The following is a 26,910-nucleotide window of genomic DNA, read 5'->3' as shown; positions in this document are numbered from 1 at the left end:
GCCGGTTAATCCAAGCATTACGATGACTCCTGTAACTTGTTCCAATCGAAACGATTTCGTGAGCGCATTACACCTACGGCACACACCGCTGCAGATATTGCACAAGCTGTTAGTGCGGCCACATAAAAACCAATCGTGAAGTAACTCACGAGTCCTAATAAGGTGCCGCTGGCCATAGCTACCGCGGCGTAAGTACCCGACAGTTTGTTTTGATATAGCCCCAATACTATTGGGAAGATTGTGCTGGCTACAAAAGCGCCCGCAAAGTTTAACAATGCACCTAGGGTGGCTATTTGCGGCAAACAAAACAGCCACGTTAACAATCCTATTCCTGCAATGCAGTAGCGATTAAACTTAAACAATTGTTTGTCGCTTGCCTGCGGGCGTAACTTTTTATGGTAAAAATCACGCGTGACTAGATCGGACGTTGCTGCAAGCAATGAATCAAGACTAGACGCTAATGCCGAAAAAACCACAATAAACACCACGATAGCACCGACTTTACCTAGCACTTCTGCCGCAACCATCGGCCCGACCATGTCAGCGCTTGGCGGGAATATTCCCAGTTGCGGTGCTGCTAAGGCGATAAACCCTGTAACAATAGGAATGGGTAGCCAGAGCAAACCACCGAGTAAAAAAGCTTTAAAGGCTACTTTTCCTTTAAAAGCGAGAGCACGTGACCACCATACATTCGAATGAAAAATCTCACCCAATCCGAAAAATATATTATTAAATAAGAACATAATGGCAGCTGGGAACATTAAATCGAGTAGCCGTGGGTGATTTTCCGATAACTCGGTATGAATACTTTCGAGACTCACCGTATCAATCAAGTACCAGGCAATGCCAACCACCCCGATGATAATTATTAATGCTTGAATAAAGTCAGTGGCAATCACGGCACGCAGCCCACCAAATAACGTGTAGCCAACACAAATAATCAAAATTGCTGTCATACCAATGTGATAATCCAAGCCACTTAAGGCCTGTAGCAAGATACCTCCCGCCATACCAAGGCTTACTAACCAACCGAAGGCATACACTACCGAGATCACCATAAACACCCACCAGGCTGCACGACCAAAACGCAAGCGTATAAAATCACCTGAGGTATAGCCCTTGGGCATCAAACGTTTAATTCTTGCCGCCAATGGCGCAAATAGAATTAATCCAAGCGCCGCAAATGAATAGCCAACCATGCCCCAAATTCCGAACTGGTAGGTCAATTGCGGTGCGACAAGTGTGGTGTTGCTAGTTACCCATGTCGCCATAGCGGTTGCCGCGGCCAATGCGAAACCAACGTTGCGGCCAGCTAAAGCAAAATCTTCGTGGGTTTTGTTAGCGCGCCCTAAGTACCAACCGAAAATTATCCAGAGTAATCCGAAGATGACGACCAAACTGAGTCCTAAGGTACTATCTAACGCAAAATCTGCCGTTTCACTCATGCGCTCGGCTCCGCTGATGTTGGTACAGAATAATCACGACTAAAATCGCGAACAGCACGCCACCAAGGCTAAATAATGTTAGTGCTTGCTCCAAGGCATAGTGATCCACCTGAACTTGCACAACGTTACTTAGCTGAGTTTCTTGATGAGTATTTTCGGCCGGCTCACTGGAGCTTACCTTAAGTCGAAAATAATGAGTGCCGTCGCTGAATCCAGTGAGTGTCATGTCCTGAAAATCGCCAAACCAAGCGTAAGTGCGATTAATCTCACGAAATTCTTCATCAGTTGAATATTCCACGATGAGATCTTGAGTTGGCGATTTAGATAGGCTTAGAACAAAATAACCTTCACGGCTATTTGCAGGTGCAGAGAGCTCTGGTAACTCACTGTTAGATTGGTTTGAAGATTCAGTTTGCCAGGATAAAACGTAGGCAGAAGCGGGTCGCGCAAGCAGCGTGATGAGTAACAACAAAGCAATGTTTATAACGAACCTTGCGCGGTCTGGCACAATTCCTTCCTGTAGCCCTTTGTTCCTAGGCTACCAAGTGAGGAAAATCATTTCAACTTAAGGTATGCTCACAAGCAATGTCGTTTAGGGAATGTTATGCATCCGATTTATTTATGTAGCATGGGCGCCAATATCGCGCCAGAAAGCAATTTTGCTGCCGCTCGCGAGTCGATCTCAGAGCTGGGCAAAGCTTATTATTCACGCGCTATCTATACACAACCCGTTGATATGCGCAGTGACCATGACTTCCTCAATGCCCTATTTTTAATCGTTTCACCGTTAGACAGTATTGCTCTCAAAAAGCGGTTCAACGCTATCGAGATTAATCTGGGGCGAGATCGTGATGATCCGCTTAGTAGTAAAAAAGATCGCCCAATGGATATCGACATTTTGGGTGAGCTGAACTCTGACCTAGTGTGGCAAGAAGTACCTGACTATTTGCAAGAAGTCGTTCCAAACCTCAAACCAATCGCTGATAAACTTGTTCAAACGCAAGGGGCATTACATGACTAATTCAAAGAAGTTTGCTTTAGTGACCGGCGCAGGTCGTCGATTTGGCTTAGCTTTGGCACATGCACTGCTCGATGAGGGGTATCAGGTACTTGCTCATTACAACACGTCTAAAGACGGCATAGATGAACTTGAACAGCGCGGTGCCATTGGTTTACAAGCAAACTTAGCAAACTTAAATGACGTGCATCAGTTAATTCAGGCTGTGCAACAACATTGCCAGAAATTGCATCTATTGGTTAACAACGCATCATGCTTTTTTGATAACCAACGTGTGGATGAAAGTGATGCCAATCTCGTCGCGGTATTAAATGTGCACACCGCAGCGCCCTACTTGCTGATTAACAAGCTACAGCAGCAGCTCACCAATGCCGAAGGTAGTGTCGTTAATATCACCGACATCTATGTTGATAGCCCCTCTACCGACTATATCGCGTATTGCGCAGCGAAAGCTGGTTTAGCAAGTTTGACACAAGCATTTGCCAAAAAATTAGCCCCAGCGGTGCGCGTTAACGCAATCCAGCCGGGGCCAATATTATTTTTGCCTGAGCACGATAGCCAGCACCGTCAAAAAGTACTCGCTGAAACACCACTGAACCTTGAAGGAGGTTTAGAGCCGATGATAGCTGCGGTGCGCTTTTTACGCGACAACCCATTTATCACCGGCGAATCCATCAAAGTAGATGGTGGCCGCGCTTTGACCATTTAGGCCGCAAGCATTTGTCTTAAAACATAGTGTAAGATGCCGCCGCTACGGTAGTACTGCAATTCATTACCCGTATCGATGCGGCACTTCACTTCAAACTCAACGGCTGAGCCATCAGCTTTCTTCGCTTTAACTTTCAGCATCTGACCTGGTTTCAAATCACTATTGATTCCGACGATGCTAATTTGCTCATCACCCGTTAGTCCATGCGCTTGCACACCTTCGCCGTCGACGAATTGTAGTGGCAACACACCCATGCCAACCAAATTCGAGCGGTGAATTCGTTCAAAGCTCTCGGCGATAACAGCTTTCACACCTAGCAACGTCGTACCTTTTGCAGCCCAATCTCGGCTTGAACCGGTACCATACTCTTTGCCCGCTAAAACCACCAACGGTGTGCCTTCTTGCTGATATTGCATGGCCGCATCATAAATTGCCATTTGCTTACCACTTGGCACATGACGTGTAAAGCCACCTTCAACACCGTCTAGCATTTGGTTCTTAATGCGAATATTGGCAAATGTGCCGCGCATCATTACCTCGTGATTACCGCGACGCGAGCCATATGAGTTGAAGTCTTTCACCGCTACACCATTTTCTTGCAAGTATTTACCTGCTGGTGAATCAGGCTTAATTGAACCAGCTGGTGAGATATGGTCGGTAGTAATAGAGTCGGCAAATACCGCCAGTACACGCGCATCTTTTACATCTGCAAGTGGCGCTAATGGCTTATCAATACCAATAAAGTACGGTGGATTTTTCACGTAAGTTGAATCGTCACTCCAGTTGTAGGTTTTACCCTCGCCGATTGGAATAGAACGCCACTCGTCGTCACCTTTAAATACTTCACCATATTCTTTGCTAAACATTTCGCCATCAACCAAGCGCACAGCTTCCGCAATTTCGGCACTGGTTGGCCAAATGTCTTTCAAGTACACCGGATTACCCGAACTGTCTTCGGCAATCGGATCATTACTCAAATCAATGCGCGTTGTTCCCGCTAACGCATACGCAACCACTAACGGTGGTGACGCTAACCAGTTGGCTTTAACATCCTGGTGAATACGCCCTTCGAAGTTTCGGTTACCAGACAGTACCGATGATACGGTTAAGTTACCTTCACGAATGGCATCGGTGATTTCATCCGGTAATGGGCCTGAATTACCGATACAGGTCGTACAGCCATAACCGACAAGGTTAAAACCGAGTTTATCTAAGTATTCAGTTAAACCCGCTTTGGCTAAATAATCAGTCACAACTTTTGAGCCAGGAGCTAACGAAGATTTCACCCAAGGCTTACGATTAATACCTTTCTCAAGGGCTTTCTTCGCAACCAAACCAGCTGCCATCATGACGCTTGGGTTTGAGGTATTGGTACACGAGGTAATCGCAGCGATGACCACATCGCCATGCGATAAGCTGTAATCTTTCCCCTTTACCTTAATTGCTTTGTCTGCTTCAGCTGACTGGCCATTGGTTTCTAAGAACAAATCAAAGGCTGAGCCCAACTGCGGCATGCCGACACGGTCTTGTGGACGTTTCGGGCCTGCCAAAGACGCTTCAACAGTACTTAAATCTAATTCTAAAGAATCCGTGAACACGGGTTCGTTACCTGAATCGCGCCACATGCCCTGAGCTTTGGCATAGGCCTCTACTAGCGCAATGGTTTCGTCGTCGCGCCCCGACAACTCCAGGTAACGCAAGGTTTCTTGGTCAACTGGGAAGAAGCCACAAGTTGCACCATATTCTGGTGCCATATTACCGATAGTCGCGCGGTCAGCGAGTGGCAAATTGTCTAAGCCAGGACCATAAAATTCGACAAATTTACCTACCACACCGTGTTTGCGTAACATCTGCGTGACGGTTAACACCAAATCGGTTGCAGTGACCCCCTCTGGTAATTTCCCTGTCATTCGGAAACCAACAACCTCAGGAATTAACATGGAAACAGGTTGTCCGAGCATTGCGGCTTCCGCTTCAATACCACCAACTCCCCAACCAAGTACACCAAGGCCGTTAATCATTGTGGTGTGTGAGTCGGTACCAACTAAAGTATCCGGCATCACATAAGTTTTCCCGTCTTGCTCTTTCGTCCAAGCAACTTTGGCTAAATACTCCAAATTGACTTGGTGACAGATGCCCGTGCCTGGCGGCACCACGCGGAAGTTTTCAAACGCATTTTGGCCCCAACGCAAAAACTGATAGCGTTCGAAGTTACGTTCCATCTCTATGCGAACGTTCTCTTTAAAGGCTTCTGGCGTCGCAAATTTATCCACCATCACCGAATGGTCAATCACCAAGTCGACCGCCGACAATGGATTAATCTGATTCGGATCTTGGCCTGCTTTCGCAACAGCGTCACGCATAGCAGCCAAATCAACCACCGCCGGTACACCGGTAAAATCTTGCATGAGTACGCGCGCTGGTCGATACTGAATTTCTCGATCTGAGCTACGCTTATCAAGCCATTTCGCTATTGCCTCAATATCCTCAGCCGTAACCGTGTCGCCGTCTTCATTGCGAAGCAAGTTCTCTAACAGTACTTTCATTGATGTTGGTAATTTCTTCACATCGGCAATGCTAGCGAGTTTTTCTGCTGCCTTCGGCAAGCTGTGATAGTGATAGGTCTTACCGTTTACTTCTAACGTACTTAACGTTTTCAAGCTGTCGTTGCTCGACATAGCTTACTCCTTTTTTAAACGATGCATCCCCTAAGCTTAGTCACAAATTTGTGGTTCAGCCATAGCGTTTATCTATATTCACTATGGGTATATTAATTGCAAAGATCAACCAACTACCAACCAACTAACATCTTGAATCCGTACCACATTACAAATAATTAAGCCTGATAAACAGCTAAGCATTTTGCTTCTGCGTACGTCATGCTATAACTGCTATGTCACTCTTTTGGAAGATTAAAGCAATGCCGCACGCGAAGCTCGCTCAATTTAAAGCTCTGGGAAAGTACATGGACTTGTTACTTGATGCGATCTGTGTAGTTAATCCGAGTGGTGAGTTTATTTATGTTAGTGCCGGTGCAGAGCGCGTATTCGGTTACCAACCTGATGAAATGATTGGGCAATCAATGTTCCAATTTATGCATCCTGACGATCACGATAAGACACGGAAAGTCGCCGCCGAAATCATGCAAGGCGTAGCAAAAGTAAACTTTGAAAATCGTTACATACGAAAAAATGGTGAAGTTGCTCATATACTTTGGTCGGCGCGCTATTCGAAAGATGATGATATTCGAATTGCCGTCGCTCGCGACATTACCGAGCAACGCCAAGCTGAAGTTGAACGACTTAAGTTATTGCAACAACTTGAACAGCAGGCGCTGTTCGACCCATTAACTGAGCTTCCAAATCGAGCGTACTTCTATCAAAAAGCGCTACAAGCATTGCAACGTCAAAGTGATATTGCGTTGCTGTACCTAGATTTAGATAAGTTTAAGCAGATTAATGATAGTTTTGGACATGCTGTTGGCGATCAGGTACTCAAAATAGCGGCGCAGCGGATTGTCCAGAGTCTTCGCAACCAAGATATCGTCGCTCGTATTGGCGGCGATGAATTCGTTGTTTTTCTTGAACGGGTGCAGTCCAACGAAGCTGCCACCGCTATCGCAGACAAAATTATCAACGCCTTTGTAGAGCCAATAGCAATTGCCCCTGATCAGTCATTTGAAATTGGCATCAGTATCGGTATTGCACTGTCGCATCAGCATGGTAATGACCTTGAGCTGCTTTTATTAAAAGCTGATAATGCCATGTATCGTGCAAAACAACATTTAAATCACCATGTTCTTGTGGCATCAGAGTAACAGCCAACGCTTGTGCCCAAGCGACAAGCTCTTATAATACACTGATTAGACCAGTTGAATTTCTGAAGGAACACGAATGAGTCAGGTATTGGATGATCTTCTTAACTTGTTGAAGTTAGAAACCATTGAACAAGGTATTTATCGTGGACAAAGTCAGGATTTAGGCTTTGGCGCCGTATTTGGCGGCCAAGTGATTGGCCAAGCTTTATCGGCAGCCAAAGAAACCCTACCTGAAGACCGCAAAGTTCACTCGCTACACACCTACTTTTTACGTCCCGGTGATGCGCATAAACCCATTATTTATGACGTTGAAAATATTCGCGACGGCAAAAGTTTTTCAACTCGCCGAGTGCAAGCTATTCAATACGGTAAACCGATTTTCTATATGACTGCGTCTTTTCAAATTGAAGAGCCGGGGTTTGAGCACCAAGACACCATGCCTGAAGTGCCTGGACCGGAAGGACTGGTTTCGGATATCGATATATACCGAGAACATGCTGAGCTCATACCAGAAGCAATCCGCAATAAGTTTATCTCGGAAAAGCCGATTGAAATGCGCTTCGTAACTGCGAATAACCCATTTAAACCAAAAGTGGATGAGCCGCGCCGTTACGTTTGGCTGCGTGCCAACGGCCCTATGCCGAATGATTCTCGGGTACATAAGTATTTGCTGGCCTATGCTTCTGATTTCAACTTTCTGCCAACGGCATTACAGCCGCATGGTTATAGTTTTGCACAACCGAATATTCAAATGGCGACTATTGACCACTCTATGTGGTTCCACAAAGATTTTCGCATGGACGATTGGTTGCTATATGCTATCGATAGTCCGGTGGCGACAGGCGCTCGCGGCTTGGTTAGGGGACAAATATTCTCCCGCGATGGCACCTTAGTGGCATCAACCATGCAAGAAGGTGTGGTACGAAAACACGGTAACTAAACATCCTAACCAATCAAAAAAGGCGCCGTCATGGCGCCTTTTTTATATCACTTTAATCGTTAACCAAGTGAGTAAAAGAAGCCAGCAATGGCTGCACTCATCATGTTCGCTAACGTAGCAGCTAATAATGCTTTAATACCCAAGCGAGCAATATCGTGGCGACGGCTCGGCGCCATCCCCCCTAACCCACCAAGCAAAATTGCAATCGATGAAAAGTTTGCAAAGCCACACAGTACAAAGGTGATAATTACCTGGCTGTGCATGCTCAGTTGATCTTTGTAATTGACGAAGTCTAAGTAGGCAACGAACTCATTGATAACCAACTTTTGTCCAATAAAGCTACCCGCTAAATGGGCTTCATCCCAACTCACGCCCAATACGTAGGCGACCGGCTGGAACACATAGCCGAACAATTGCTGCAATGATAAATCAGGGTAACCAAACCAGCTACCAACCCAGCCAAACAAGCCATTGATTAACGCAATCAAGGCGACGAATGCGATAAGCATCGCCCCCACATTAATTGCCAACTGCACACCACTTGAAGCACCAGCGGCTGCGGCATCAATAACGTTTACTGAACGATCTTCGACTTCGACACTATCGGTGGCATCACCAGTTTTACCGGAAATAATATTCTCAATATCTTCACGCGGCTTTTCAGTTTCGGGGATAATCATTTTGGCCATTAAAAGACCCGCAGGTGCAGCCATGAAACTTGCTGCAATCAGATATTTCAGCTCAACCCCGACTCCGGCATAACCGGCCAGTACTGAACCTGAGACCGATGCCATGCCACCAACCATTACGGCAAACAATTCAGAGCGCGTCATGCTCGCAATAAACGGACGCACCATCATTGGTGCTTCTGTTTGTCCTACAAACACGTTTGCTGCCGCTGACATTGACTCTGGTCGGCTACTACCAATAATTTTCTGCAAAGTGCCACCCAGAATGCGGATGATCCATTTCATGATACCGAGGTAATAAAGCACTGAAATTAACGATGAGAAAAATACAATGACGCTAAGAACTTGAATGGCAAATACAAAGCCAAAATCAGCCGACGCTAAGCCGCCAAACATAAATTGAATACCAGCATTGGTGAATGCAATGACCTTCGCTACGCCCGAAGCTACCGCAAACAACACATCTTGGCCAAAAGGTACGTAAAGTACAAAGGCGCCAAGTGCCACCTGAAATGCAAATGCACCACCAACGGTGCGCCAACGAATATGTTTACGATGCGAAGAGAATGCGTAAGCAACCAATAAGATGATGGCAATGCCAAGAAAACTATTCATAGTATAAAAGCCGTTTTATTGTTTTTGTTATTCCGCCAATAATTGACGAATTTTTGATTTTATCAAGTCTATTGCAATCTCATTTTGGCCGCCACGAGTGACAACCAAGTCGGCAAACTGCTTGGACGGCAGAATAAACTCAAAGAAAGCCGGACGAACAGTCTCTTGATATTGCTCAGCAACCGACTGAATTGTTCGACCACGCTCTTCTACATCGCGAATCATACGGCGTAACAAACACACATCTAATGGCGTATCCATAAACACCGAGATATCGAAGAGTTTTCTAAGGTTAGGATCATTGAGTAGAAGAATCCCTTCCACCATGATGACCTTCCCTGGGTTAATTTTAATAGTTTCTGGCACACGCGTATGGGTCTTGTAACTATACTGCGGCATCGCAACCGATTCGCCTTGGCGCAGCTGCTCAAGGTGCTGCACAAGAAGCTCATGTTCAAACGCCGAAGGATGATCATAATTGGTCAATTGGCGCTGCTCAAAGCTCAGGTGACTTTGGTCGCGATAATACGCATCTTCGGCAAGAATCGCGATACCGTGCCCACCGAGCTCAGCAACAAGCTCTTGGTAAACAGTTGATGCGAAAAGACTTTTACCTGATGCGGAAGCGCCAGCTATGGCGATGATGGTTGTTTTTCCCACGCGTAACTTCTTTCATTTGCCCGACAACAGCGGGCAATTATCGTCGATTAGGCGGTTAAATGGAAGCATTGTGACAGGCTGACCGATTTTGTTACATTTTGACACGATCAATTCGTGTTCCCTATACGTAAGCTTCGGTATGATGCCATTACTTACAATTTCATAACGTCATAAAAAACGGGAACATAACTATGTTATTTCGTCATACCTTAACGGCAGTGGCCGTTGCGTCTGTATTATTAACTGGTTGCCAAGCCACAGCTGAGCAGCCAAAAACTCAGCAAGTTGCAGCTGCTCAACAGTTTCCATCGGTTGATATCAACTATGAAAGTTTCACTTTAGATAATGGCCTTCGTGTTGTTGTACACGAAGATCGCAAAGCACCAATTGTCGCAGTTAACGTTTGGTATGCGGTTGGTTCGAAAGACGAGAAAGAAGGTCAAACTGGCTTTGCTCACTTGTTCGAACACCTAATGTTTAACGGTACTGAGAACTACGATGACGAGTATTTCGGGCCATTCGAACGCGCCGGTGCCACTGACATGAACGGTACCACCAACAACGACCGTACGAACTACTTCCAGAACGTTCCAACACCAGCACTCGATATGGCATTGTGGATGGAATCTGACCGCATGGGTCACTTGTTAGGTGCGGTAACGCAAGAGAAATTAGACGAGCAGCGTGGTGTTGTTCAAAACGAAAAACGTCAAGGCGAAGCGCAACCATATGGCCGTGTATTTGGCTTCCTTGCTGAGCAAACATTCCCTGAAGGTCACCCATATTCATGGTCGGTAATCGGCTCAATGGAAGATTTGAATGCAGCATCACTTGATGATGTGCATCAGTGGTTCAACGACTATTACGGCGCAGCGAACGCGGTTGTTGTCTTAGCGGGCGATATCGACGTTGCAACGGCGAAAGAAAAAATGCAAAAGTTCTTTGGTCATATTGCACCAGGCAAGCCATTGCAGAAGCTTGAAAGCTGGGTTGCGAAGCGTACTGGTACAAAACGTGCAACCATGGAAGACAATGTGCCTGCAGCGCGTGTATACAAACTCTGGAATACCGCTGAAATGGGTACCGAAGATTCAACTTATTTGAATTTATTAACCAGCATTTTAGCAAGTGGCAAGAACTCGCGTTTATATCAACGTCTTGTTCACGAAGAGCAAATTGCAAGCATGGTCTCAGGCTTCCAGTACGAGCGTATATTAGCAGGTCAATTCTTTGTGATCGCCGATGCCAAACCAGGCGTTGAACTTGAGCGTATTGAAGCAATTATCGATGAAGAGTTAGCGAAAATTATTGCTGAAGGCCCTACCGCGGAGGAACTAGCGCGCGTGAAGTTCTCAGATGTTGCTAACTTCGTTCGTGGCGCTGAGCGTATTGGTGGTTTCGGTGGTAAGTCTGACTTGTTGGCGGCCGGTGAAGTCTACCACGGCAACCCAGGCTTCTTTAATCAAGAGTTTGAAACCTTACGTAACGCTACGCCTGCAAATCTTCAAGCAGCTGCAAAACGTTGGTTATCTGACGGTGCATTTGTATTAAACGTTTTACCACAGCCGAAGTTTACCACTGCTGAAGCACAAGCTGACCGCTCGAAGTTGCCAGAAGTTGGTGAATTACCAGAACTTGTGTTACCAGAACTACAGACGTTCACCTTATCAAATGGCCTTGTAGTTGCCCTAGCTGAACGCCATGACGTGCCAACCGTTCAAATGTCACTGACGTTTGACAGTGGTTATGCATCTGACTTTGGTAAGAAAGTGGGTACGGCTAGCTTCGCCATGAGCATGCTTCGTGAAGGTACCGAAACTCGCACCTCGCAGGATATCGCGAAAGAGCTTGAAACGCTGGGTACTAATCTTTCAACTGGCGCAAGCATTGATACGTCGCGCCTGTCTATGGACAGTTTAGTCACCAACTTGGCACCGAGCTTAGATATCTTCGCTGACATTTTAGAGAACGCGTCATTCAGCGATGATGAAATTGAACGTAAACGCGCCAACTGGTTAGAAAACATTAAGCGTGAGAAAGCGAGTCCGAATACTCAAGCGTTGCGTATTCTACCGGGCCTTATATTCGGGGATAACCACGCTTATGGCGTGCCGTTAACCGGTTCTGGTACTGAACAGTCCATTACTTCCCTGACTCGTGATGACTTAATTAGCTACCGAGATACTTGGTTGCGCCCTGATAACGCACGTTTAGTGATTGTTGGTGCAACCACTGAAGCTGAAATCAAACCATTACTTGAAGAAGCGTTGGGAGAATGGAAAGCGCCAGCTACGCCGAAGCCAACTAAGCAATTCACTGATGTGGCTATGCAAACCAAACCACGTGTTTACATCATTGATCAGCCTGGTACACCGCAATCAACCATCTTTGCGGGTCATTTAGCCCCTGCTGACGATGCGCCAAATGCTGAAGTTCTGGACGTTGCCAACACCATTTTAGGTGGTAGCTTCACCAGCCGCGTTAACATGAACCTTCGTGAAGACAAAGGTTGGTCATATGGTTCGCGTACGATTTGGTCAGCCTATGACGAAGCTGGTTTATTCTTCACTTTGGCACCGGTACAAACCGACAAAACCAAAGAATCAATTCAAGAAATTTTGAAAGAATTGAATCAATATCAAACCAGCAAGCCAGCTACCGCGGAAGAGCTTGAGAAAGTTCAAATGAACAAGACCGCGAAGCTTCCGGGTGCGTATGAAACGAAAGGTGCTTTGTTAGGCGCTATTGTTGATACGTTAGATAAAGGTAAAGACATGGCGTGGTTAGAAAATTACGGTGAACGTGTGAACGCAATTACGGTCGAAGACGTACAAAGTAATGCGCGTACACTCATCGATACTGACGCACTAACTTGGGTTATCGTTGGCGATGCGAAGCAAATTGCTGACGACGTTCGTTCACTTAACCTGGGTGAAGTTACCATGCTAGATAGCGACGGTAACGCCCTGTAGTAGATTTATTCTGCATGTAAGTGTTGGCCGCTCTTCGGAGCGGCCTTTTTTTTGAGCTTTTTCCAATTTTTATTCGTAGCGGTTACACTAATCATTCAACTCAAAACCATAAGGGATGTAACTATGGAAATGATCAAGACTCGTGCTGCTGTTGCTTGGGCTCCGGGCGAACCACTTTCAATTGAAGAAGTTGATCTGATGCCGCCTCAAAAAGGCGAAGTTTTAGTACGCATTGTTGCGACTGGGGTTTGTCATACCGATGCATATACCCTCTCTGGCGCAGATCCTGAAGGTGTATTTCCGGCTATCTTAGGCCATGAAGGTGGCGGTATTGTGGAAGCTGTGGGCGAAGGCGTTACCTCAGTTGAAGTCGGCGATCATGTCATTCCTCTTTACACGCCAGAGTGTGGCGAGTGTAAATTCTGTAAGTCTGGCAAAACCAACTTGTGCCAAGCCATTCGCAGCACCCAAGGTAAAGGTTTAATGCCGGACGGCACCACCCGCTTTTCAAAAGACGGTAAGCCAATTTATCACTACATGGGAACTTCGACGTTTTCCGAGTTCACCGTTGTACCAGAAATCGCACTCGCAAAAGTCAGCAAAGAAGCCCCACTTGAAGAAGTCTGTTTGCTTGGCTGTGGTGTCACCACGGGTATGGGCGCAGTCATGAATACTGCCAAAGTGCAACCAGGTGATACCGTTGCAGTGTTTGGCTTAGGCGGCATTGGCCTTTCGGTAATTATTGGCGCGGTGATGGCAAAGGCGAGTCGAATCATCGCCATTGATATCAATGAATCCAAGTTTGATATTGCCAAACAGCTTGGCGCAACAGACTGTATTAACCCGAATGATTACGATAAGCCAATTCAAGAAGTCATTGTTGAGATGACTGACGGCGGCGTCGATTTCTCATTCGAGTGTATCGGTAACGTCAAAGTGATGCGTTCTGCGCTTGAGTGCTGTCACAAAGGTTGGGGCGAATCTGTGATTATTGGTGTTGCTGGTGCTGGTGAAGAGATTTCAACGCGACCATTCCAATTAGTGACAGGTCGTGTTTGGCGTGGTAGTGCATTTGGTGGCGTTAAAGGCCGTAGCCAATTACCTGATTACGTGCAGCGTTATTTAGACGGTGAGTTCGAACTCAGCACCTTCATTACCCATACCATGGGTCTAGACGACATCAACAAGGCCTTTGATTTAATGCACGAAGGTAAATCGATTCGTTCGGTGATTCATTATGATAAATAAAATCAGCGAAACCAAAGCGTTTGGTGGTCGTCAAATTCGTTATGAGCACCAATCTAGCACACTGAACTGCACCATGCAGTTCAGTGTCTTTTTACCGCCACAAGCAGAACAACAATCGGTTCCAGCGCTTTATTGGCTATCAGGGTTAACCTGTACCGACGAAAACTTCAGCAGCAAGGCCGGCGCGCAACGTATCGCAGCAGAGCTGGGTATCGCCATGATTATTCCAGATACTAGCCCGCGCGGTGACGGCGTTCCCGATGACCCTGAGCAAGCCTATGATTTTGGGCTTGGCGCCGGTTTTTATGTGAATGCCACGCAACAACCATGGGCAACTCACTATCACATGTATGATTATATAGTGACTGAACTCCCAGCGTTGGTTGAACAACACCTACCTGTCACCCAAAAGCGCGGCATTAGCGGTCATTCAATGGGAGGGCATGGTGCTTTGGTTATGGCATTGCGTAATCAAACTATGTACGCCAGCGTGTCCGCTTTTGCACCAATTTGTCACCCTACGCAGTGCCCTTGGGGACACAAAGCGTTTTCTGGCTATCTTGGCGATGATCGTGCGGCATGGTTGGACTACGATGCGACTGAACTGTTATTGAAGTTACGTGTGGCGCCGCCGATGTTGGTATCTCAAGGCGAAGCAGATAACTTCTTGGCGGAGCAACTACGCCCTGATGATTTAGCCGCAGCCATAGCCGAAACCGGTGTTGAGGCGACGCTTGAACGTCATCAGGGTTATGACCACAGCTACTACTTTATTGCGAGCTTTATTGAGCAACATTTAAGGTTTCACGCCCAGTACTTACTTTAGTCATTGATGTTGCATTGAAAATAAATCTGGTCAAAATTTCTGCTCCTTGCTAAGGTAAATTTAACCCTAATTTGGGAAAGGTTTTAAGTTTACCGACAAGGAGCAGTATATGTCGCCGCGCCGCGCCGCAGCAGCCATAGCGTTTCTTTATTTATTTCTTGGCTATATCTGGATTAGTTTCTCAGATCGATTTCTGCTAACCATCGCAGCAGAATCAAGCTATTTAACTGAGCTTCAAACCTATAAAGGCTGGACTTACGTCACGATTACTGCTGGTCTACTCTACCTACTTGCTTATCGCGCTCTTCAGCGTGAAAGAAACCTTTCAGAACGTGACGGACTCACACTTCTCTTGAATCGTCACATGTTTGAACGTGAACTTGCCAGCGAAATTCAATATGCGCACGATAACCAGCAAAACCTCAGTGTGATTATGTTGAACATTGATGGCTTTAAACAAATTAATAGCCACGTTAGCTTAGAAGCTGGCGATAAATTTCTGATTGCCGTAGCTGGTGAGCTTCGTGAAGCCTGTCATCAGCAAGCGCTCATTGCACGCTTTGGGAATGATGAGTTTGCTATCGCTTTGCCTGATTCAACATGGCCAGATGATGTGCTGCCGCTGCTTCAACAAATTCAACGACGAATTGCTCATATTCGTATTTCGGAATCACCTCAACTGAGTTTTACTGCAAGCGCTGGGCTTGCGCTTTACCCTCGTGATGGTTCTGCAGCAAGCGAATTAATTGATGCAGCTGATCTGGCTCTTGAGCAAGCACGACAGACAGAGCGCGGCAGTTATAAGCTCTATAACGCAGAATTAAGTGCCATCATGTCAAACAAAGCACGCTTATTGTTTGATTTAAAATCTGCCATTGAAAAACGTCAGCTTACTGTGGTGTATCAGCCACAATTTTGCGTTAGTGAAAACCGCATGACGGGTCTTGAAGTGTTAGTGCGCTGGAATCATCCAGAGCGAGGCATTATTCCACCTTGCGATTTCATCCCATTAGCTGAGCAAAATGGACTTATCTGCGGCATTACTGATTTTGTGATGCAACAAGCCATTTCCGAACTGACAGAGTACGGCCTTCTATATCGCGATGTGCAGCGTGTCTCGTTCAATGTTTCAGCGGCTGATTTTAATGGCAATGAGAGCTGTGACCGTTTCTTATCGAACTTGGCGCTATTACCAGGTGACTGGTCGGTCATTGAACTTGAACTAACTGAAAGTGCTGCGCTGCTCAATTTAGAGGGCGTTAAGCAAGTGCTTGAGAAACTGACGGAGAAAGGTGTGCAGGTTTCGTTAGATGACTTCGGTACCGGTTATTCTTCGTTAAATACACTCAGATTATTACCGATCAAAGAAGTGAAAATTGATCAAAGTTTCGTCAAAGATATTGTGCAGAACAAACAAGATGCCAAGCTTGTAAAAACGATTCTAGCTATGGCACAAGCTTTACATCTCCGCGTTGTTGCTGAGGGTGTTGAAACCCATGCGCAGGCAAACTATTTAATGAAAGCAGGCTGTGAAGAGTTTCAAGGCTACCTTTACGCACGACCAATGCCAATCAATCATTTAGTGACGTTTATTAATAATCTTAAACAGCAGCAACGTGCGCAATCTTGATCTGGTTTTTGCCCTGTTTTTTGGCTTCGTACATAGCTTTATCAGCAGCGCGTAAAATCCTTGCAACATCGAAATGATGCTCGGCATCGTTACAATGACAAATTCCCATAGATAGCGTGACAGGCCAATCGTGCTCTGCAAATTCGTGTACTAAACGTTCTCGAATACGCTCCAATACGGTCATTGCATCCTCTAGTGAAGCGCCCACATGAATGGTAGCAAACTCGTCGCCGCCAATTCGCGCGACCAAATCGTTCGCACGGCACGCCGTTGCGATCACATGACCAATTTGTTGCAACACCTCATCGCCTACCTGATGACCGTGCGTGTCATTTATTTTTTTAAAATCATCTAAATCGATAAAACAAACTGCAAAATCGAGACCGTGCTCGTGCAAATTATGAATTTCATTATCCAGAGCCTCAACAAATGCGCGACGATTCGGCAGCCCGGTTAAGTGATCGGTTTGTGCCAACTTACGTTCATGCTCAAGCTCTCGACGAATTTTATCTTCGGTCATTTGCATGGTTGTTGCATCACGAACAAAGGCTATTGCAAAATGTTCACCATCAAACTCGACATGACTAAGCATGATCTCAACGTAAATTGTACTGCCATCTTTGCGTTGCCCAGAAAATTTAAAGCCTCGCCCCATAGGACGGTTTTGCGCTGAGTTAAAAAAAGATGCGACATGTTTGCTATGCTCAGCCCGAACTGCGTCAGGAAGCAAGATATCAAGCGGTTGCCCTAATAATTCACGGCGTTGCGAGTAACCGAACATATCGGTCAGCATCGCATTCACCATCACAAGCTGGTTATCTCGATTAAGAATCAGTGCAGCATCGGGAATAACTTCAATAAGTTCAGCAATTGTTCTTTGCGTTTTCATGACATCCGTTTATTTTTGTACATCTTATGATCAGCACTTTGAATAAGGGCTTCTACAGTCTTGGTATCTTTGCCAAATAAAGCATAACCAAGACTAGCCGTCACTTTTATATCGTTAGCCTTATATCGAATAGGCGCTGAGATAATTTCGGCAATTTTCTCACACTGTTCTGCAACTGTCTTCAGGTCATTCACACCCATTAAGACTATCAAAAATTCGTCGCCACCAATTCGCGCAACGGTGTCTGTTGCTCGCGTATTAGTGAACATGCGTTGAGCTATGGTTTTTAATACTGTGTCACCTGCGTGGTGACCAAACTGATCATTGACGTCTTTAAAGCGGTCAATATCAACAACAACAACGGCAAATGGCGTTGGATGACGTTCATTAATCTGTATTAGTGTTTGTAATCGCTCCATGACCATACGGCGATTCGCCACATTCGTTAAGGGGTCAGCCATCGCTTCGCTGTAAGATGAACGATACCAAGCAAACAATGTAAAGAGCATGATATATAAGGCGGCGACAAATGGATATCCGATCAGTCGAATTCGTTCTTGTTCCCAAAAACTACCTTCAATATGAGAATCGGTAGAGAGCGCTACCGACCAAGATCCATTCGGAAAACGTACCTTTTCACGAAAATCTGCTGTAGAAAACGTTTCTTCATCGCCAAAAAACACATCCCCATCCGGCCCTGTTCCATCGCGGCCTCGAATAGCAAAATCATAAAATGCACCGAGGTTGAGCACTCCACTGGCTTCAAATAATCGATTACTATCGATAACGAGTGCAATAAGCCCCCAGTAAGTTTCGGTTTCACCCTCGTGAGTAAAAATAGGAATGCGGTAGATAATGCCTTCGCCGCCTTGAATAAGAGGTACGGGCCCAGCTAATAATGTTTGTTTCGTTATTTGCGCACGCTTAACAACATCCCGCTGCTCGGAATTCTGTTCATAGTCATACCCCAATACGGCCTCGTTTCCTGCAACCGGGTAAACGAACGAAATAATATTATTGGGCGCTATTGCCAGATTTCTTACGAAGGTATTGCTTTCAACAATAGGTTGTGCCAACGAGCGCCATTGTTCAGGCCCACTTTCAGGGTGTGTTGCGAGATAACTTGCTATCCCCCAAATACTATAAAGCGCGGCATTAAGCTCAGATTCTAGATCAGCGCGAACTTCAGTAAATTCGCTCTGCAATTGACTCAGCTGCTCAGATTTAACCCGTTCTTTGTTGAGAACATGCAAGTACTCAATTGCCACCAAGGCAAATATTAGCGAGGTTAAAACAGCAACAATGAAAGTGACGCGACGCGTATGAGTTGAAAACACAGGTTCTCCGACCGTTTATTTACTGTCTTAACCATAAACTAAGCCATACAATTCGCAAGCTTTACTAGCAAATTTTCGCAGGTGTTCATAAACTGATGAAATCATTGATGTTGGAGACATTATGCGTCGGTTAATTTCTGTAATCGGTATCGTTTTTTTAAGTCAGCTCACCGGATGTGCGACATACGGGGTTATCGACAACCAGTCGCAAACCGAAAGTGATGCGCCGAGAAACTATTCATTAATGAACTATGATGCAAATCATTCGCGCTCAGATGATATTACCTTAGTGTTAGCTTTTTCTGGTGGCGGGAGTCGAGCTGCAGCGTTGTCATACGGCGTGCTTGAAGGGCTTCGTGATACCACCATTACTATTGATGACGAAGAAGTAAAACTGCTCAATGAAGTCGATATGATCACCTCAGTTTCTGGCGGTAGCTTTACTGCCGCGTATTATGGTCTGCATGGCAACAAGATATTTGAAGACTTTGAAAAAGATTTTCTGCGTCGAGATTATGTCTCCGAATGGTTGTATGGTGTGGCGAGTCCATTGCTGTGGTTTTCTGATAAAGGTCGTACCGATATCGCCACAAGAATTTATGAACAACGTTTATTCAAAGGTGCAACATTTGCTGATTTAAGTCAAAAAGATGGGCCTCTCATTTTAATTAACGCTTCCGACTTAGGAGGTGGCATTCGTTTTTCGTTTATTCAAGAGTACTTTGACCTACTCTGTTCCAATATTGCCAGCTTTCCCATTGCTCGAGCCGTCACGGCATCTTCAGCGGTTCCTGTGATGCTTAACCCAGTGGTCTTAAAGAATCACAAAGGTTGCTACAACCCTGCACAGAACTATCTCGAAGAACTCGATGAAACGCGCATTGAAGAAGCGAAACTCGCGCCACATTTAATCGAGACAGTAAAAACTCTCCGTAGCTATAAAAATCGCGACGAACGCCAGTACATCCATCTCGTTGACGGCGGCATTACGGACAATTTAGGGCTGATGGCCTTTTATGAATTGGTTGAAATTGGCGGTGGCATCACCAATTTTATGGAGCGCATTGGTAGCAAGCCCTCCAAACGATTGGTGATTATTTCTGTGAACGCGTCAACCAAGCCGCGTTACAATATTGAGCACACGAATGAGATACCTGATATCGAACCTACAATCAGTGCCGTTACCGACACTCAATTGCATCGCTACAATGCGGCAACCATTAGCTTGATTCGACGTAGTATGGAGCGTTGGTCAGACGAACTCTCGAACTTTTGGCAACCGATTGATCCGTACTTTATTGAGATCAGTTTTGATGGCATCCAACAAGAAAGTCGACGTATTTTTCTTAATCAAATACCAACAAGCTTGTCGTTGAGTGAAGAGCAGGCGGATGAACTAACTAAAGTCGGTGTTGAGTTATTACAAAACAACACCGACTTTCAACGGTTACTGCACGATATCAAACGTGAACAATAAGCCGTTATTGATTACTTAAACGTTGACCAAATGAAATGGCATAAGCTGCTGAGCGCATCGGTAATACCGGGTCATCACTAGGCTGAATACCGCGGACAACACGCATTGGGTCAAAGTTGATTGGCGTACAACTTTCACCGCCAGCAGCGGTAATCGTGATTTTGCCAACATGAACTCGTTCACGATCTTCCGGCCACAACACGGATGGATCATTGGTAGGATCTTCTTCCGCGCCAATGGTCCAGTGCCAATCGAAACTCACCTCGCCGTCGGCCTCTAGTCGTTCCATTAATCGCTCAGCTAAAAACGTGGTCGGTAGCGATTTTTGCTCTTCTTGCGTTAAATACTCATTGCCTGAAGTTGGCACGAGTTGCCAACGAAACTTCTCACGCTGTTGCTCACCAGCAGCCCAAAACGCATGAATACCGTAATAATCCGCATTGGTATATTCGGTTGATGGCATTTTGCCTTTATTCCATTCTACCGCTGCTTGCATGGATGGATTTGCGGCGATGTACTTCGCAATATCTTCACGAGTCGCCTCACCACGCATGATTTTCAAATTCCATTGCAGCAAACCAAGGAAATGGTTAGGTGTACTGCCAGAAAATAGCGCTGAGGTGATACCAGCAATATTGTGCTGCTGGTTATTCGGTAATTGAAATTGAATGCCAACACCTCGCGTACCTTGGCGTTCATCAGCTTCTGGATTACCGCCGCCCATCGAAAAACGTAATGTGACAGGCACTTCGCCAGAATCAAATAAGGCCGTATTAAACCGGTCGGTTGCCGCTGCTGAAGGAGTGAATTTTCCGGCAGCACAAACTCCCTTAGCATGAGCCTTTCGGAGCCCTGGATGGACACCATTTAATTCTTTAAATACAGCAATAAAATCTTGTGCGTTTGCTGAAGCTGGTGGTGCGTATTTATGGTCGTCAGCCACCGCAACTGATGACGTAGCAAGAGCTAATGCCACGGCACCAGCCGATATTGAAAGTGCGTATTTCATGAAAGTAACCTTATTATCTGAAGTATCATTACTTTAGACTATGAAATACGCTTCTGCCCTACTTTTCGATCAGTGCGATGACTGATGCTGCTCGTCTTCTGCTTCGGCTGCTTTCTTAATAAAGAATATCGCATAGAACACACACAAACCGATGACAATAGCGAGACCAGTGAATGAGAAAAATAGGACTGGATCAGTGAAGAATTCGCGCAAAATATTCATAACCTTACTCCATTTGTGGTTTTATGAATATCTTAGTTTTCTTGTGGTTTTAAATATTGATGCCGATCAACTTTCGGTGCTACATCAATTGCGCATGAATCAAGAAGTTTCGTGGGGTTAACTGGTACGAACAAAACTCGCGAACTGCCACGTTGTAGCCAGATTCGCGCAAATACTCGGCTCTATCAAGCACCAGCATACTTTCCAGTGGCCGCCGGAACACATGACGAACGAATTCAAGACGAGCGACTTGAGATGCAGCCTGACGACCTTTCTCGAGAAATAATTGCCAATCAATACATTCCGGAAGCTGGATGTGATGCTGTTCAGCTGCCCACTGAACAAAATCTTTGAACTCACCCGAAAACCAATGTTTAGCTACCGATGATAGCGGCTGATAGGAACGGTTACCGGTGATCCATTGATAAATCTCGTGGTAGGCCAAACGCCATTGCACCTCGGTGTGACGTAATCGTGCGACACGGGCACCAGCAGTTACTTGCCCTTGCACAGCGAGTTTCAAATGCTCTCGGGTTAAAGAAAGGTCATGCGTCTGAATGAAGTCTTGCGCGCACTGAGAGAGTCCCTTGTAGATATCAGAAGCGGTTAAGTGATAGCAACATGGTGCAATCATTAATTCGGTACAATGCGTTGCAGCGCCCTGCTGTATTAGTTCAATATGCAAATCGCCGCAGGCATGCAATGCCACTGCGCAGTCAACGTCATCCCAAGTTGATGACAAGTCGTCTTTCATCACATCTGCATGAATAAAGTTTTGCGGTAATTGATACTGTTGTGCGATTGACTGCCCACTCTCACAGAGCTGCGACTGCCACTCAATACTAGTAACTTGACGATTTTGAGAAAAGGCTATTAACCGACCTAAATGCCCTTTCCCCGAACACCATTCCAAAATAGATGTGTTACGTAACGGAAGCTGACTAATAAACGCTTTAATTTGCTCAATTTTCCTGCCACCAATGCCATTTTCCAACCAAAATGGCACGGGCAATTTTTGAGAGGGGATTACTGTCGCAACTTCGGGTAGGTCATAAACTTCAGCGAACCAAGGTGCAAAAAACTCTCGCTGTAATTTGATATCGCTGTCGATATTTGCCAGCTCTTCATCGGTGGTAGCATCAAGCGCATCAATGAGAGTTTGTGGCCATGAATAGGTTGAATAATCTATATTTTGAAACGGTTGAAAGTTCCAAAACTGACGGAACTTTGCGAGCGTTTCAATGTACTGCGATAGCATAATAAATTAGTGTTGTAAGGGAACAACTAAGCGCGTCACAACAAGCTCGCCATCACGAAATTGCAGCATGAAAACATCGCCATAATCACGTTCAGTTAGTTCAAATTCACGACCACCTAACAACTTCACCAAAGCGGGTACGGTATTGCTATGCCCCACCACCAGGGCGTTCTGCCGCGCAGATAATATCCCTTGAGCTAACTGTTCTGCATCGCCCGCACCATAGGTTGAAATCGTCAAATCGAATAGCTTTGCGGTAGGCTCTGCCGTTTCTTGAGCGCGGCGATATTTGGTTGCAAAAATCTGCTTGAGTTGTGTGTACTGCAGTAGTTGTGCCAGATTATGAGCACGTCGACCGCCTTTTTCAGACAATTGCGGATCGACTTGGTCCGGAACCTTTTCGGCGTGGCGCGTCACATAAATAGTGAAAATATCAGCTGATTGCGCCATCGCATTGCCTCCGTAAACCAACATAAAAACTGCAACTAACCCGTACCACATTTAATCAGATGCCTTCTTCTCTAGTTGCATCGCGATCATAGCAATGACCGTGAAAAGTTCATCATTCGCATCGCTGCTCGTTAATTCAACGCGGTGAGTATCACGAATCGAAATCAATTTCTCCGCAGCTTTCGCAATGAGTTTACCGTTGTGCATTATCGTAAAAGCGAGATCCAGCAAGTTACCTTTAAACGTTGCGCCATCATAAGGACCACCAGTAACCCAGTATTCGCGCTTGAGCGAAAAGAATTTACGTTGCAACATCATATCGCCAAGCTGACCACTGACTAGGAAAGTCGGGCGAATAGCAAATCGCTTATGAATGATTTGTGCTAACTCGTTGTCATTGTTATCAAAGATGCGCCAGCGTCGCCGCAGGAGCGAAAACTCACCCTTCCCATAATAGCAAAGTTGACCTTGCTCATCGGTAATATCAATACGACCAAATAATGAAATGACTCGTGTTGAAACTGTTAAAGCCTTCGCCATAATCGCCTCTTTTTATTCTTATTATTGCTTTCGCTATAACTTAATCAAAGAGTGCCACAGTTTTAGACTTTTCGGTAGCGATACAAGCATAGCTGTTCGTTTTCCGGCGTAGTCACCATACCATCGGTATCAAATCCAAGCTTTTCTAGTAAACGTCGCGACGGCGTGTTATTTGGTTTAACAATCGCGTCTAAAACTTGAACGTTGCGTATCTGCGTTAAATACTCAAGCATCGCACTGGTTGCCTCGAAAGCGACGCCCTTTCCTCGGGCTCGCGTTAACAATGCATAGCCTAAATCCAGGTTCTCTAAATAATCGCGCTGAAGCACACTCACCACGCCAAGCGGAATCTGCTCAGATTTTGAGTGAATAACCCATAAGCCCATATAATCAAATTTTTGGGGTTTAATAACATTGGTTTTGAGATAACTTTCAGCCTGTTGCTCTGAGCGAACTTCGCGATCACCAATATTCTTCAAAAAGTCAGGATCATTTAATAATTCAAATAAGAAAGCCGCATCGTTCAAAGACACCTGTCGTAGCTCTAAATTACTAGTATCAATTCGAATGGGAGATTTTGGGGTGCATACTGTCATGCTCGTTGGAGATTCAATTGTTAACTGAAAAAAGCGGGTTTAAAAAGAATCGCAACCCACACCACTATCATTAAAACTAAAGCGAAAAATACCGCAGCTGAAGCAATATCTTTTGCGCGACCACTCAATTCATGAAACTCGGCGCCTACTCGGTCGACAACAGCTTCTACCGCTGAGTTTAGCAGCTCTGTAATCACGACAATAAATAACGTCAGAATAAGCAGTAGACGCTCCGTCAAAGTCGCGTCAACAAGAATCGCCACAGGCACTAAAACGGCGCATAACAAAGCCTCTTGACGAAATGCCGCCTCATACTTCCACACCTGCGCAATACCGCGCATGGAGTTAAAGGTGGCATGAATAATTCGATCGAATCCAGTTTTGTTCGCTTTCATATACGGCCTCAGCTTTGGTTAACTCCAAGAGACTAAACGATATTTCTTAAGCTTGCCTTAAGGCTTCTTAATTACCCTGATTTTATTAGAGAAACTAGGTAATAAATTATGCTAAAGGCGCTTAAATCAGGAGCAACAAGTTACTACCCTGTGTTTATGTTCACAGTAAGTAGTCTCATTATGCTGAGTCTGTTTCGACTTGGCTATTTTATCTTGTTCGACGAACGGATTTTAGCCGCAACCGACCTGCCGAATTATTTTTTGCTGGGTATCCGTGCCGATATCATTCAAGTCGGTTATTTCACCCTGATTCCGTTGCTATTATTTCCGTTACTCAATTCGTCACGTTTTCACCACACCTGGGTGCGTTTCAGTTTATTATGGTTCGCCTTTTGTTTCAGCGTCATGTTGTTTATGGAAGTATCGACTCCGGCCTTTTTATTACAATATGACTCGCGTCCTAATCGCTTATTCTTCGAATATTTGCTTTATCCAAAAGAAGTCATCGGTACGCTGTGGCAAGGATTTCGTGGCTGGCTTTTAATAGGCGGCATTACTTTAACAATCACTATCTATTCCTTAACGATTGTCACGAAACACCTTTCTCACCATTTACGAGCTCGAACACCACATCACGGTGTCGCTTGGCTACTTTGGCCCTTTATCGTCGTTATAACACTTTTCGGCATTCGGTCCACGTTAGCTCACCGTCCCGCTAATCCGGCATTTTTTGCTGTCACCAGTGATGCCATGGTGAATAGCTTGCTGATTAACTCGAGTTATTCTGTGGCCTATGCGGCCTACAATTTAAAGCATGAAGCTAAAGCGAACCGTGTGTATGGAGATTTGAGTGACGAAAAAGTTATTCAAATCATAACTTCTGAGCCCCACTTACAACACGCTCAATTTCCTCTCAAGGACTATCCCACTGTTCATTTTCAGCCTGCTACGTCGCAACGCGAGCAGCCATTAAACATTGTCATCATTTTAGAAGAAAGCCTTGGCGCAACGTTTGTCGAATCGCTTGGAGGTATTGCAGCAACGCCGAACTTAGAACAACTCAAACAACATGGTTGGTGGTTTGAAAACCTTTATGCGACAGGTATTCGATCTGTTCGCGGTATTGAAGCCGTCGTTTCTGGGTTTCTCCCCTCGCGGGCGCGAAGCACAGTGAAACTATCTAATTCACAGCGCTACTTTTATACAATAGCGGATACGCTCAAGCGTGAAGGCTATCACACAGAATTTATCTACGGCGGTGAAGCCCATTTCGACAATATGGCGGCATTCTTTAGCGGCAACGGATTCAGCACTATCATTGACCAAGATGACTTCGAGAACCCCTTATTCGTTGGAAGCTGGGGGGTTAGTGATCAAGATTTGTTTAAAAAACTACATGAGCGTCTGAATGCGGCGGAGCAACGTCATGAACCGACATTTACATTAGCGTTTAGCTCGTCGAATCATGAGCCATTTGAATTTCCAGACGGTGAGATAGGCCCGTTAGAGCAGCCGCAACATACGGTGAACAATGCTGTAAAATACGCCGACCACGCACTCGGTGAATTTTTCTCGCAAGCTATGCAGAGCAATTATTGGCAAAACACGTTATTTCTAGTGGTTGCCGATCACGATACTCGCGTTTATGGTGATGAGTTAATTCCGCTTTCTAAATTTCATATTCCTGGTGTCATTCTGGGCGCTGATATCTCGCCGCATAAAATCACTGCGGTCGCTAGCCAAATTGATCTTGCTCCAACACTTTTATCACTCGCTGGCGTGAGTGCCTACCTTCCAACATTAGGACAGGATTTGAGTCGTTCTGACATAGCACCAGCCAATCGTGCAATGATGCAATTCGGTGATAATTTTGGTTGGTTAGAAGGCAAAGATTTTACTGTTTTAACAACAGATAAAGAAACACATGAGTTCGTTTATGATCGAGCTAAAAAACGACAGTTACCGTCAAATAAACCGTTATCGCCAAAACGCATAGAGCGGATTCAGGCTCATGCAATGGCATCATCTGTTTTGTATGAAAAGCGAGTTTATTATGTTCCCAAAGCCATGCCTTAATTCTTGCGATTGTCACTCTCGATAATCGACGTGAACAAGAAAAGCTTACAGTGCGGTAATTTCTACCCGCAAAAAATTGCTTTCTTGGAATA

The 26,910-nt window shown here is 45.4% G+C and carries 24 protein-coding genes; 10 read left to right on the top strand and 14 right to left on the bottom strand.

The window, feature by feature from the left end; genetic code table 11:
- Positions 1 to 17 precede the first annotated feature (17 nt).
- Positions 18 to 1,445: a sodium:solute symporter family protein gene (locus tag CWI76_RS01135; RefSeq protein ID WP_126758553.1), complete on the bottom strand. Its 1,428-nt coding sequence runs from the start codon at positions 1,443 to 1,445 to the stop codon at positions 18 to 20.
- Positions 1,438 to 1,953 (bottom strand): hypothetical protein, encoded by a 516-nt coding sequence (locus CWI76_RS01130; protein ID WP_126758552.1) that lies wholly within the window; start codon positions 1,951 to 1,953, stop codon positions 1,438 to 1,440. Before CWI76_RS01130 ends, CWI76_RS01135 begins: the two co-directional genes overlap by 8 nt.
- A 96-nt stretch (positions 1,954 to 2,049) precedes the next feature.
- Here CWI76_RS01130 and CWI76_RS01125 point away from each other — a divergent pair, with 96 nt between their 5' ends.
- A complete protein-coding gene (locus tag CWI76_RS01125; protein ID WP_126758551.1) occupies positions 2,050 to 2,466 on the top strand; it encodes a 2-amino-4-hydroxy-6-hydroxymethyldihydropteridine diphosphokinase in 417 nt (138 codons plus the stop codon).
- Complete coding sequence (locus CWI76_RS01120) at positions 2,459 to 3,172, top strand: SDR family oxidoreductase (RefSeq protein WP_126758550.1); 714 nt, start codon at positions 2,459 to 2,461, stop codon at positions 3,170 to 3,172. The genes CWI76_RS01125 and CWI76_RS01120 overlap by 8 nt, the downstream gene beginning before the upstream one ends.
- Here CWI76_RS01120 and acnA read toward each other — a convergent pair.
- Positions 3,169 to 5,850, bottom strand: coding sequence for an aconitate hydratase AcnA (gene acnA / locus CWI76_RS01115; protein ID WP_126758549.1), 2,682 nt, complete (start codon positions 5,848 to 5,850; stop codon positions 3,169 to 3,171). The two genes, CWI76_RS01120 and acnA, sit on opposite strands and share 4 nt — an antisense overlap.
- A gap of 215 nt (positions 5,851 to 6,065) precedes the next feature.
- On the opposite strand from acnA, the gene CWI76_RS01110 reads away from it, so the two are divergent.
- Both CWI76_RS01110 and tesB read left to right on the top strand, forming a co-directional pair.
- Positions 6,066 to 6,989, top strand: coding sequence for a sensor domain-containing diguanylate cyclase (locus tag CWI76_RS01110; protein ID WP_241967921.1), 924 nt, complete (start codon positions 6,066 to 6,068; stop codon positions 6,987 to 6,989).
- 76 nt (positions 6,990 to 7,065) lie between these two features.
- Complete coding sequence (tesB, locus tag CWI76_RS01105; protein ID WP_126758547.1) at positions 7,066 to 7,929, top strand: acyl-CoA thioesterase II; 864 nt, start codon at positions 7,066 to 7,068, stop codon at positions 7,927 to 7,929.
- 59 nt (positions 7,930 to 7,988) lie between these two features.
- On the opposite strand, the gene CWI76_RS01100 is transcribed toward tesB, so the two are convergent.
- Together CWI76_RS01100 and udk are read right to left on the bottom strand one after the other, a co-directional pair.
- Entirely contained in the window at positions 7,989 to 9,233 is a 1,245-nt protein-coding gene (locus tag CWI76_RS01100; protein WP_126758546.1) for a NupC/NupG family nucleoside CNT transporter, read from the bottom strand.
- A 27-nt stretch (positions 9,234 to 9,260) separates the two neighbouring features.
- Complete coding sequence (gene udk / locus CWI76_RS01095) at positions 9,261 to 9,893, bottom strand: uridine kinase (RefSeq protein ID WP_126758545.1); 633 nt, start codon at positions 9,891 to 9,893, stop codon at positions 9,261 to 9,263.
- Between the two features lie 191 nt (positions 9,894 to 10,084).
- On the opposite strand from udk, the gene CWI76_RS01090 reads away from it, so the two are divergent.
- The 4 genes from CWI76_RS01090 to CWI76_RS01075 all read left to right on the top strand — a co-directional run bounded on the left by CWI76_RS01090 (position 10,085) and on the right by CWI76_RS01075 (position 16,569).
- Entirely contained in the window at positions 10,085 to 12,865 is a 2,781-nt protein-coding gene (locus CWI76_RS01090; RefSeq protein WP_126758544.1) for a M16 family metallopeptidase, read from the top strand.
- A gap of 123 nt (positions 12,866 to 12,988) precedes the next feature.
- Positions 12,989 to 14,113, top strand: coding sequence for an S-(hydroxymethyl)glutathione dehydrogenase/class III alcohol dehydrogenase (locus tag CWI76_RS01085; protein ID WP_126758543.1), 1,125 nt, complete (start codon positions 12,989 to 12,991; stop codon positions 14,111 to 14,113).
- Positions 14,100 to 14,939 carry an S-formylglutathione hydrolase gene (fghA, locus tag CWI76_RS01080; protein ID WP_276567248.1) on the top strand — a complete coding sequence of 280 codons (840 nt, stop codon included), beginning with the start codon at positions 14,100 to 14,102 and terminating at the stop codon, positions 14,937 to 14,939. Before CWI76_RS01085 ends, fghA begins: the two co-directional genes overlap by 14 nt.
- Before the next feature lie 109 nt (positions 14,940 to 15,048).
- A complete protein-coding gene (locus CWI76_RS01075) occupies positions 15,049 to 16,569 on the top strand; it encodes a putative bifunctional diguanylate cyclase/phosphodiesterase (protein WP_126758541.1) in 1,521 nt (506 codons plus the stop codon).
- Here CWI76_RS01075 and CWI76_RS01070 read toward each other — a convergent pair.
- Together CWI76_RS01070 and CWI76_RS01065 are read right to left on the bottom strand one after the other, a co-directional pair.
- A complete protein-coding gene (locus CWI76_RS01070) occupies positions 16,541 to 17,458 on the bottom strand; it encodes a sensor domain-containing diguanylate cyclase (RefSeq protein WP_126758540.1) in 918 nt (305 codons plus the stop codon). The genes CWI76_RS01075 and CWI76_RS01070 overlap by 29 nt on opposite strands.
- Positions 17,455 to 18,795 (bottom strand): diguanylate cyclase domain-containing protein, encoded by a 1,341-nt coding sequence (locus CWI76_RS01065; RefSeq protein ID WP_126758539.1) that lies wholly within the window; start codon positions 18,793 to 18,795, stop codon positions 17,455 to 17,457. The genes CWI76_RS01070 and CWI76_RS01065 overlap by 4 nt, the downstream gene beginning before the upstream one ends.
- Positions 18,796 to 18,916: 121 nt before the next feature.
- Between CWI76_RS01065 and CWI76_RS01060 the strand changes: the two genes are divergently transcribed.
- On the top strand, positions 18,917 to 20,272 hold the full coding sequence (locus tag CWI76_RS01060; RefSeq protein WP_126758538.1) for a patatin-like phospholipase family protein: 1,356 nt from the start codon (positions 18,917 to 18,919) through the stop codon (positions 20,270 to 20,272).
- Positions 20,273 to 20,276: 4 nt separating this feature from the next.
- Here the strand turns inward: CWI76_RS01060 and CWI76_RS01055 are convergent, their stop codons facing one another.
- The 7 genes from CWI76_RS01055 to CWI76_RS01025 all read right to left on the bottom strand — a co-directional run bounded on the left by CWI76_RS01055 (position 20,277) and on the right by CWI76_RS01025 (position 24,742).
- Positions 20,277 to 21,281 (bottom strand): catalase family peroxidase, encoded by a 1,005-nt coding sequence (locus CWI76_RS01055; protein ID WP_126758537.1) that lies wholly within the window; start codon positions 21,279 to 21,281, stop codon positions 20,277 to 20,279.
- A gap of 69 nt (positions 21,282 to 21,350) precedes the next feature.
- On the bottom strand, positions 21,351 to 21,503 hold the full coding sequence (locus tag CWI76_RS01050; protein ID WP_126758536.1) for a DUF3149 domain-containing protein: 153 nt from the start codon (positions 21,501 to 21,503) through the stop codon (positions 21,351 to 21,353).
- Positions 21,504 to 21,582: 79 nt separating this feature from the next.
- Positions 21,583 to 22,761, bottom strand: coding sequence for a methyltransferase (locus CWI76_RS01045; protein ID WP_126758535.1), 1,179 nt, complete (start codon positions 22,759 to 22,761; stop codon positions 21,583 to 21,585).
- Between the two features lie 6 nt (positions 22,762 to 22,767).
- Complete coding sequence (locus tag CWI76_RS01040) at positions 22,768 to 23,262, bottom strand: SixA phosphatase family protein (RefSeq protein ID WP_126758534.1); 495 nt, start codon at positions 23,260 to 23,262, stop codon at positions 22,768 to 22,770.
- Positions 23,263 to 23,751: an LURP-one-related/scramblase family protein gene (locus tag CWI76_RS01035; RefSeq protein WP_126758533.1), complete on the bottom strand. Its 489-nt coding sequence runs from the start codon at positions 23,749 to 23,751 to the stop codon at positions 23,263 to 23,265.
- 62 nt (positions 23,752 to 23,813) lie between these two features.
- Positions 23,814 to 24,347, bottom strand: coding sequence for a GNAT family N-acetyltransferase (locus tag CWI76_RS01030; RefSeq protein WP_126758532.1), 534 nt, complete (start codon positions 24,345 to 24,347; stop codon positions 23,814 to 23,816).
- Between the two features lie 20 nt (positions 24,348 to 24,367).
- Positions 24,368 to 24,742 carry a diacylglycerol kinase gene (locus tag CWI76_RS01025; RefSeq protein ID WP_126758531.1) on the bottom strand — a complete coding sequence of 125 codons (375 nt, stop codon included), beginning with the start codon at positions 24,740 to 24,742 and terminating at the stop codon, positions 24,368 to 24,370.
- Positions 24,743 to 24,850: 108 nt separating this feature from the next.
- Here CWI76_RS01025 and CWI76_RS01020 point away from each other — a divergent pair, with 108 nt between their 5' ends.
- Positions 24,851 to 26,818 carry an LTA synthase family protein gene (locus tag CWI76_RS01020; RefSeq protein WP_126758530.1) on the top strand — a complete coding sequence of 656 codons (1,968 nt, stop codon included), beginning with the start codon at positions 24,851 to 24,853 and terminating at the stop codon, positions 26,816 to 26,818.
- Positions 26,819 to 26,910 lie beyond the last annotated feature (92 nt).

The organism is Pseudidiomarina marina (genome assembly GCF_003987045.1).
GTDB lineage: Bacteria > Pseudomonadota > Gammaproteobacteria > Enterobacterales > Alteromonadaceae > Pseudidiomarina > Pseudidiomarina marina.
Note: the sequence above shows the minus strand (reverse complement) of the source record. Positions and strands in the feature narration are given on the sequence as shown.

Coding starts and splice junctions, on each gene's coding strand:
- CWI76_RS01135 (WP_126758553.1), bottom strand. CDS start 1,445: ATGAGTGAAACGGCAGATTTTGCGTTAGATAGTACCTTAGGACTCAGT.
- CWI76_RS01125 (WP_126758551.1), top strand. CDS start 2,050: ATGCATCCGATTTATTTATGTAGCATGGGCGCCAATATCGCGCCAGAA.
- CWI76_RS01120 (WP_126758550.1), top strand. CDS start 2,459: ATGACTAATTCAAAGAAGTTTGCTTTAGTGACCGGCGCAGGTCGTCGA.
- acnA (WP_126758549.1), bottom strand. CDS start 5,850: ATGTCGAGCAACGACAGCTTGAAAACGTTAAGTACGTTAGAAGTAAAC.
- CWI76_RS01110 (WP_241967921.1), top strand. CDS start 6,066: ATGTCACTCTTTTGGAAGATTAAAGCAATGCCGCACGCGAAGCTCGCT.
- tesB (WP_126758547.1), top strand. CDS start 7,066: ATGAGTCAGGTATTGGATGATCTTCTTAACTTGTTGAAGTTAGAAACC.
- CWI76_RS01100 (WP_126758546.1), bottom strand. CDS start 9,233: ATGAATAGTTTTCTTGGCATTGCCATCATCTTATTGGTTGCTTACGCA.
- CWI76_RS01090 (WP_126758544.1), top strand. CDS start 10,085: ATGTTATTTCGTCATACCTTAACGGCAGTGGCCGTTGCGTCTGTATTA.
- CWI76_RS01085 (WP_126758543.1), top strand. CDS start 12,989: ATGGAAATGATCAAGACTCGTGCTGCTGTTGCTTGGGCTCCGGGCGAA.
- CWI76_RS01075 (WP_126758541.1), top strand. CDS start 15,049: ATGTCGCCGCGCCGCGCCGCAGCAGCCATAGCGTTTCTTTATTTATTT.
- CWI76_RS01070 (WP_126758540.1), bottom strand. CDS start 17,458: ATGAAAACGCAAAGAACAATTGCTGAACTTATTGAAGTTATTCCCGAT.
- CWI76_RS01060 (WP_126758538.1), top strand. CDS start 18,917: ATGCGTCGGTTAATTTCTGTAATCGGTATCGTTTTTTTAAGTCAGCTC.
- CWI76_RS01055 (WP_126758537.1), bottom strand. CDS start 21,281: ATGAAATACGCACTTTCAATATCGGCTGGTGCCGTGGCATTAGCTCTT.
- CWI76_RS01050 (WP_126758536.1), bottom strand. CDS start 21,503: ATGAATATTTTGCGCGAATTCTTCACTGATCCAGTCCTATTTTTCTCA.
- CWI76_RS01045 (WP_126758535.1), bottom strand. CDS start 22,761: ATGCTATCGCAGTACATTGAAACGCTCGCAAAGTTCCGTCAGTTTTGG.
- CWI76_RS01040 (WP_126758534.1), bottom strand. CDS start 23,262: ATGTGGTACGGGTTAGTTGCAGTTTTTATGTTGGTTTACGGAGGCAAT.
- CWI76_RS01035 (WP_126758533.1), bottom strand. CDS start 23,751: ATGGCGAAGGCTTTAACAGTTTCAACACGAGTCATTTCATTATTTGGT.
- CWI76_RS01030 (WP_126758532.1), bottom strand. CDS start 24,347: ATGACAGTATGCACCCCAAAATCTCCCATTCGAATTGATACTAGTAAT.
- CWI76_RS01025 (WP_126758531.1), bottom strand. CDS start 24,742: ATGAAAGCGAACAAAACTGGATTCGATCGAATTATTCATGCCACCTTT.
- CWI76_RS01020 (WP_126758530.1), top strand. CDS start 24,851: ATGCTAAAGGCGCTTAAATCAGGAGCAACAAGTTACTACCCTGTGTTT.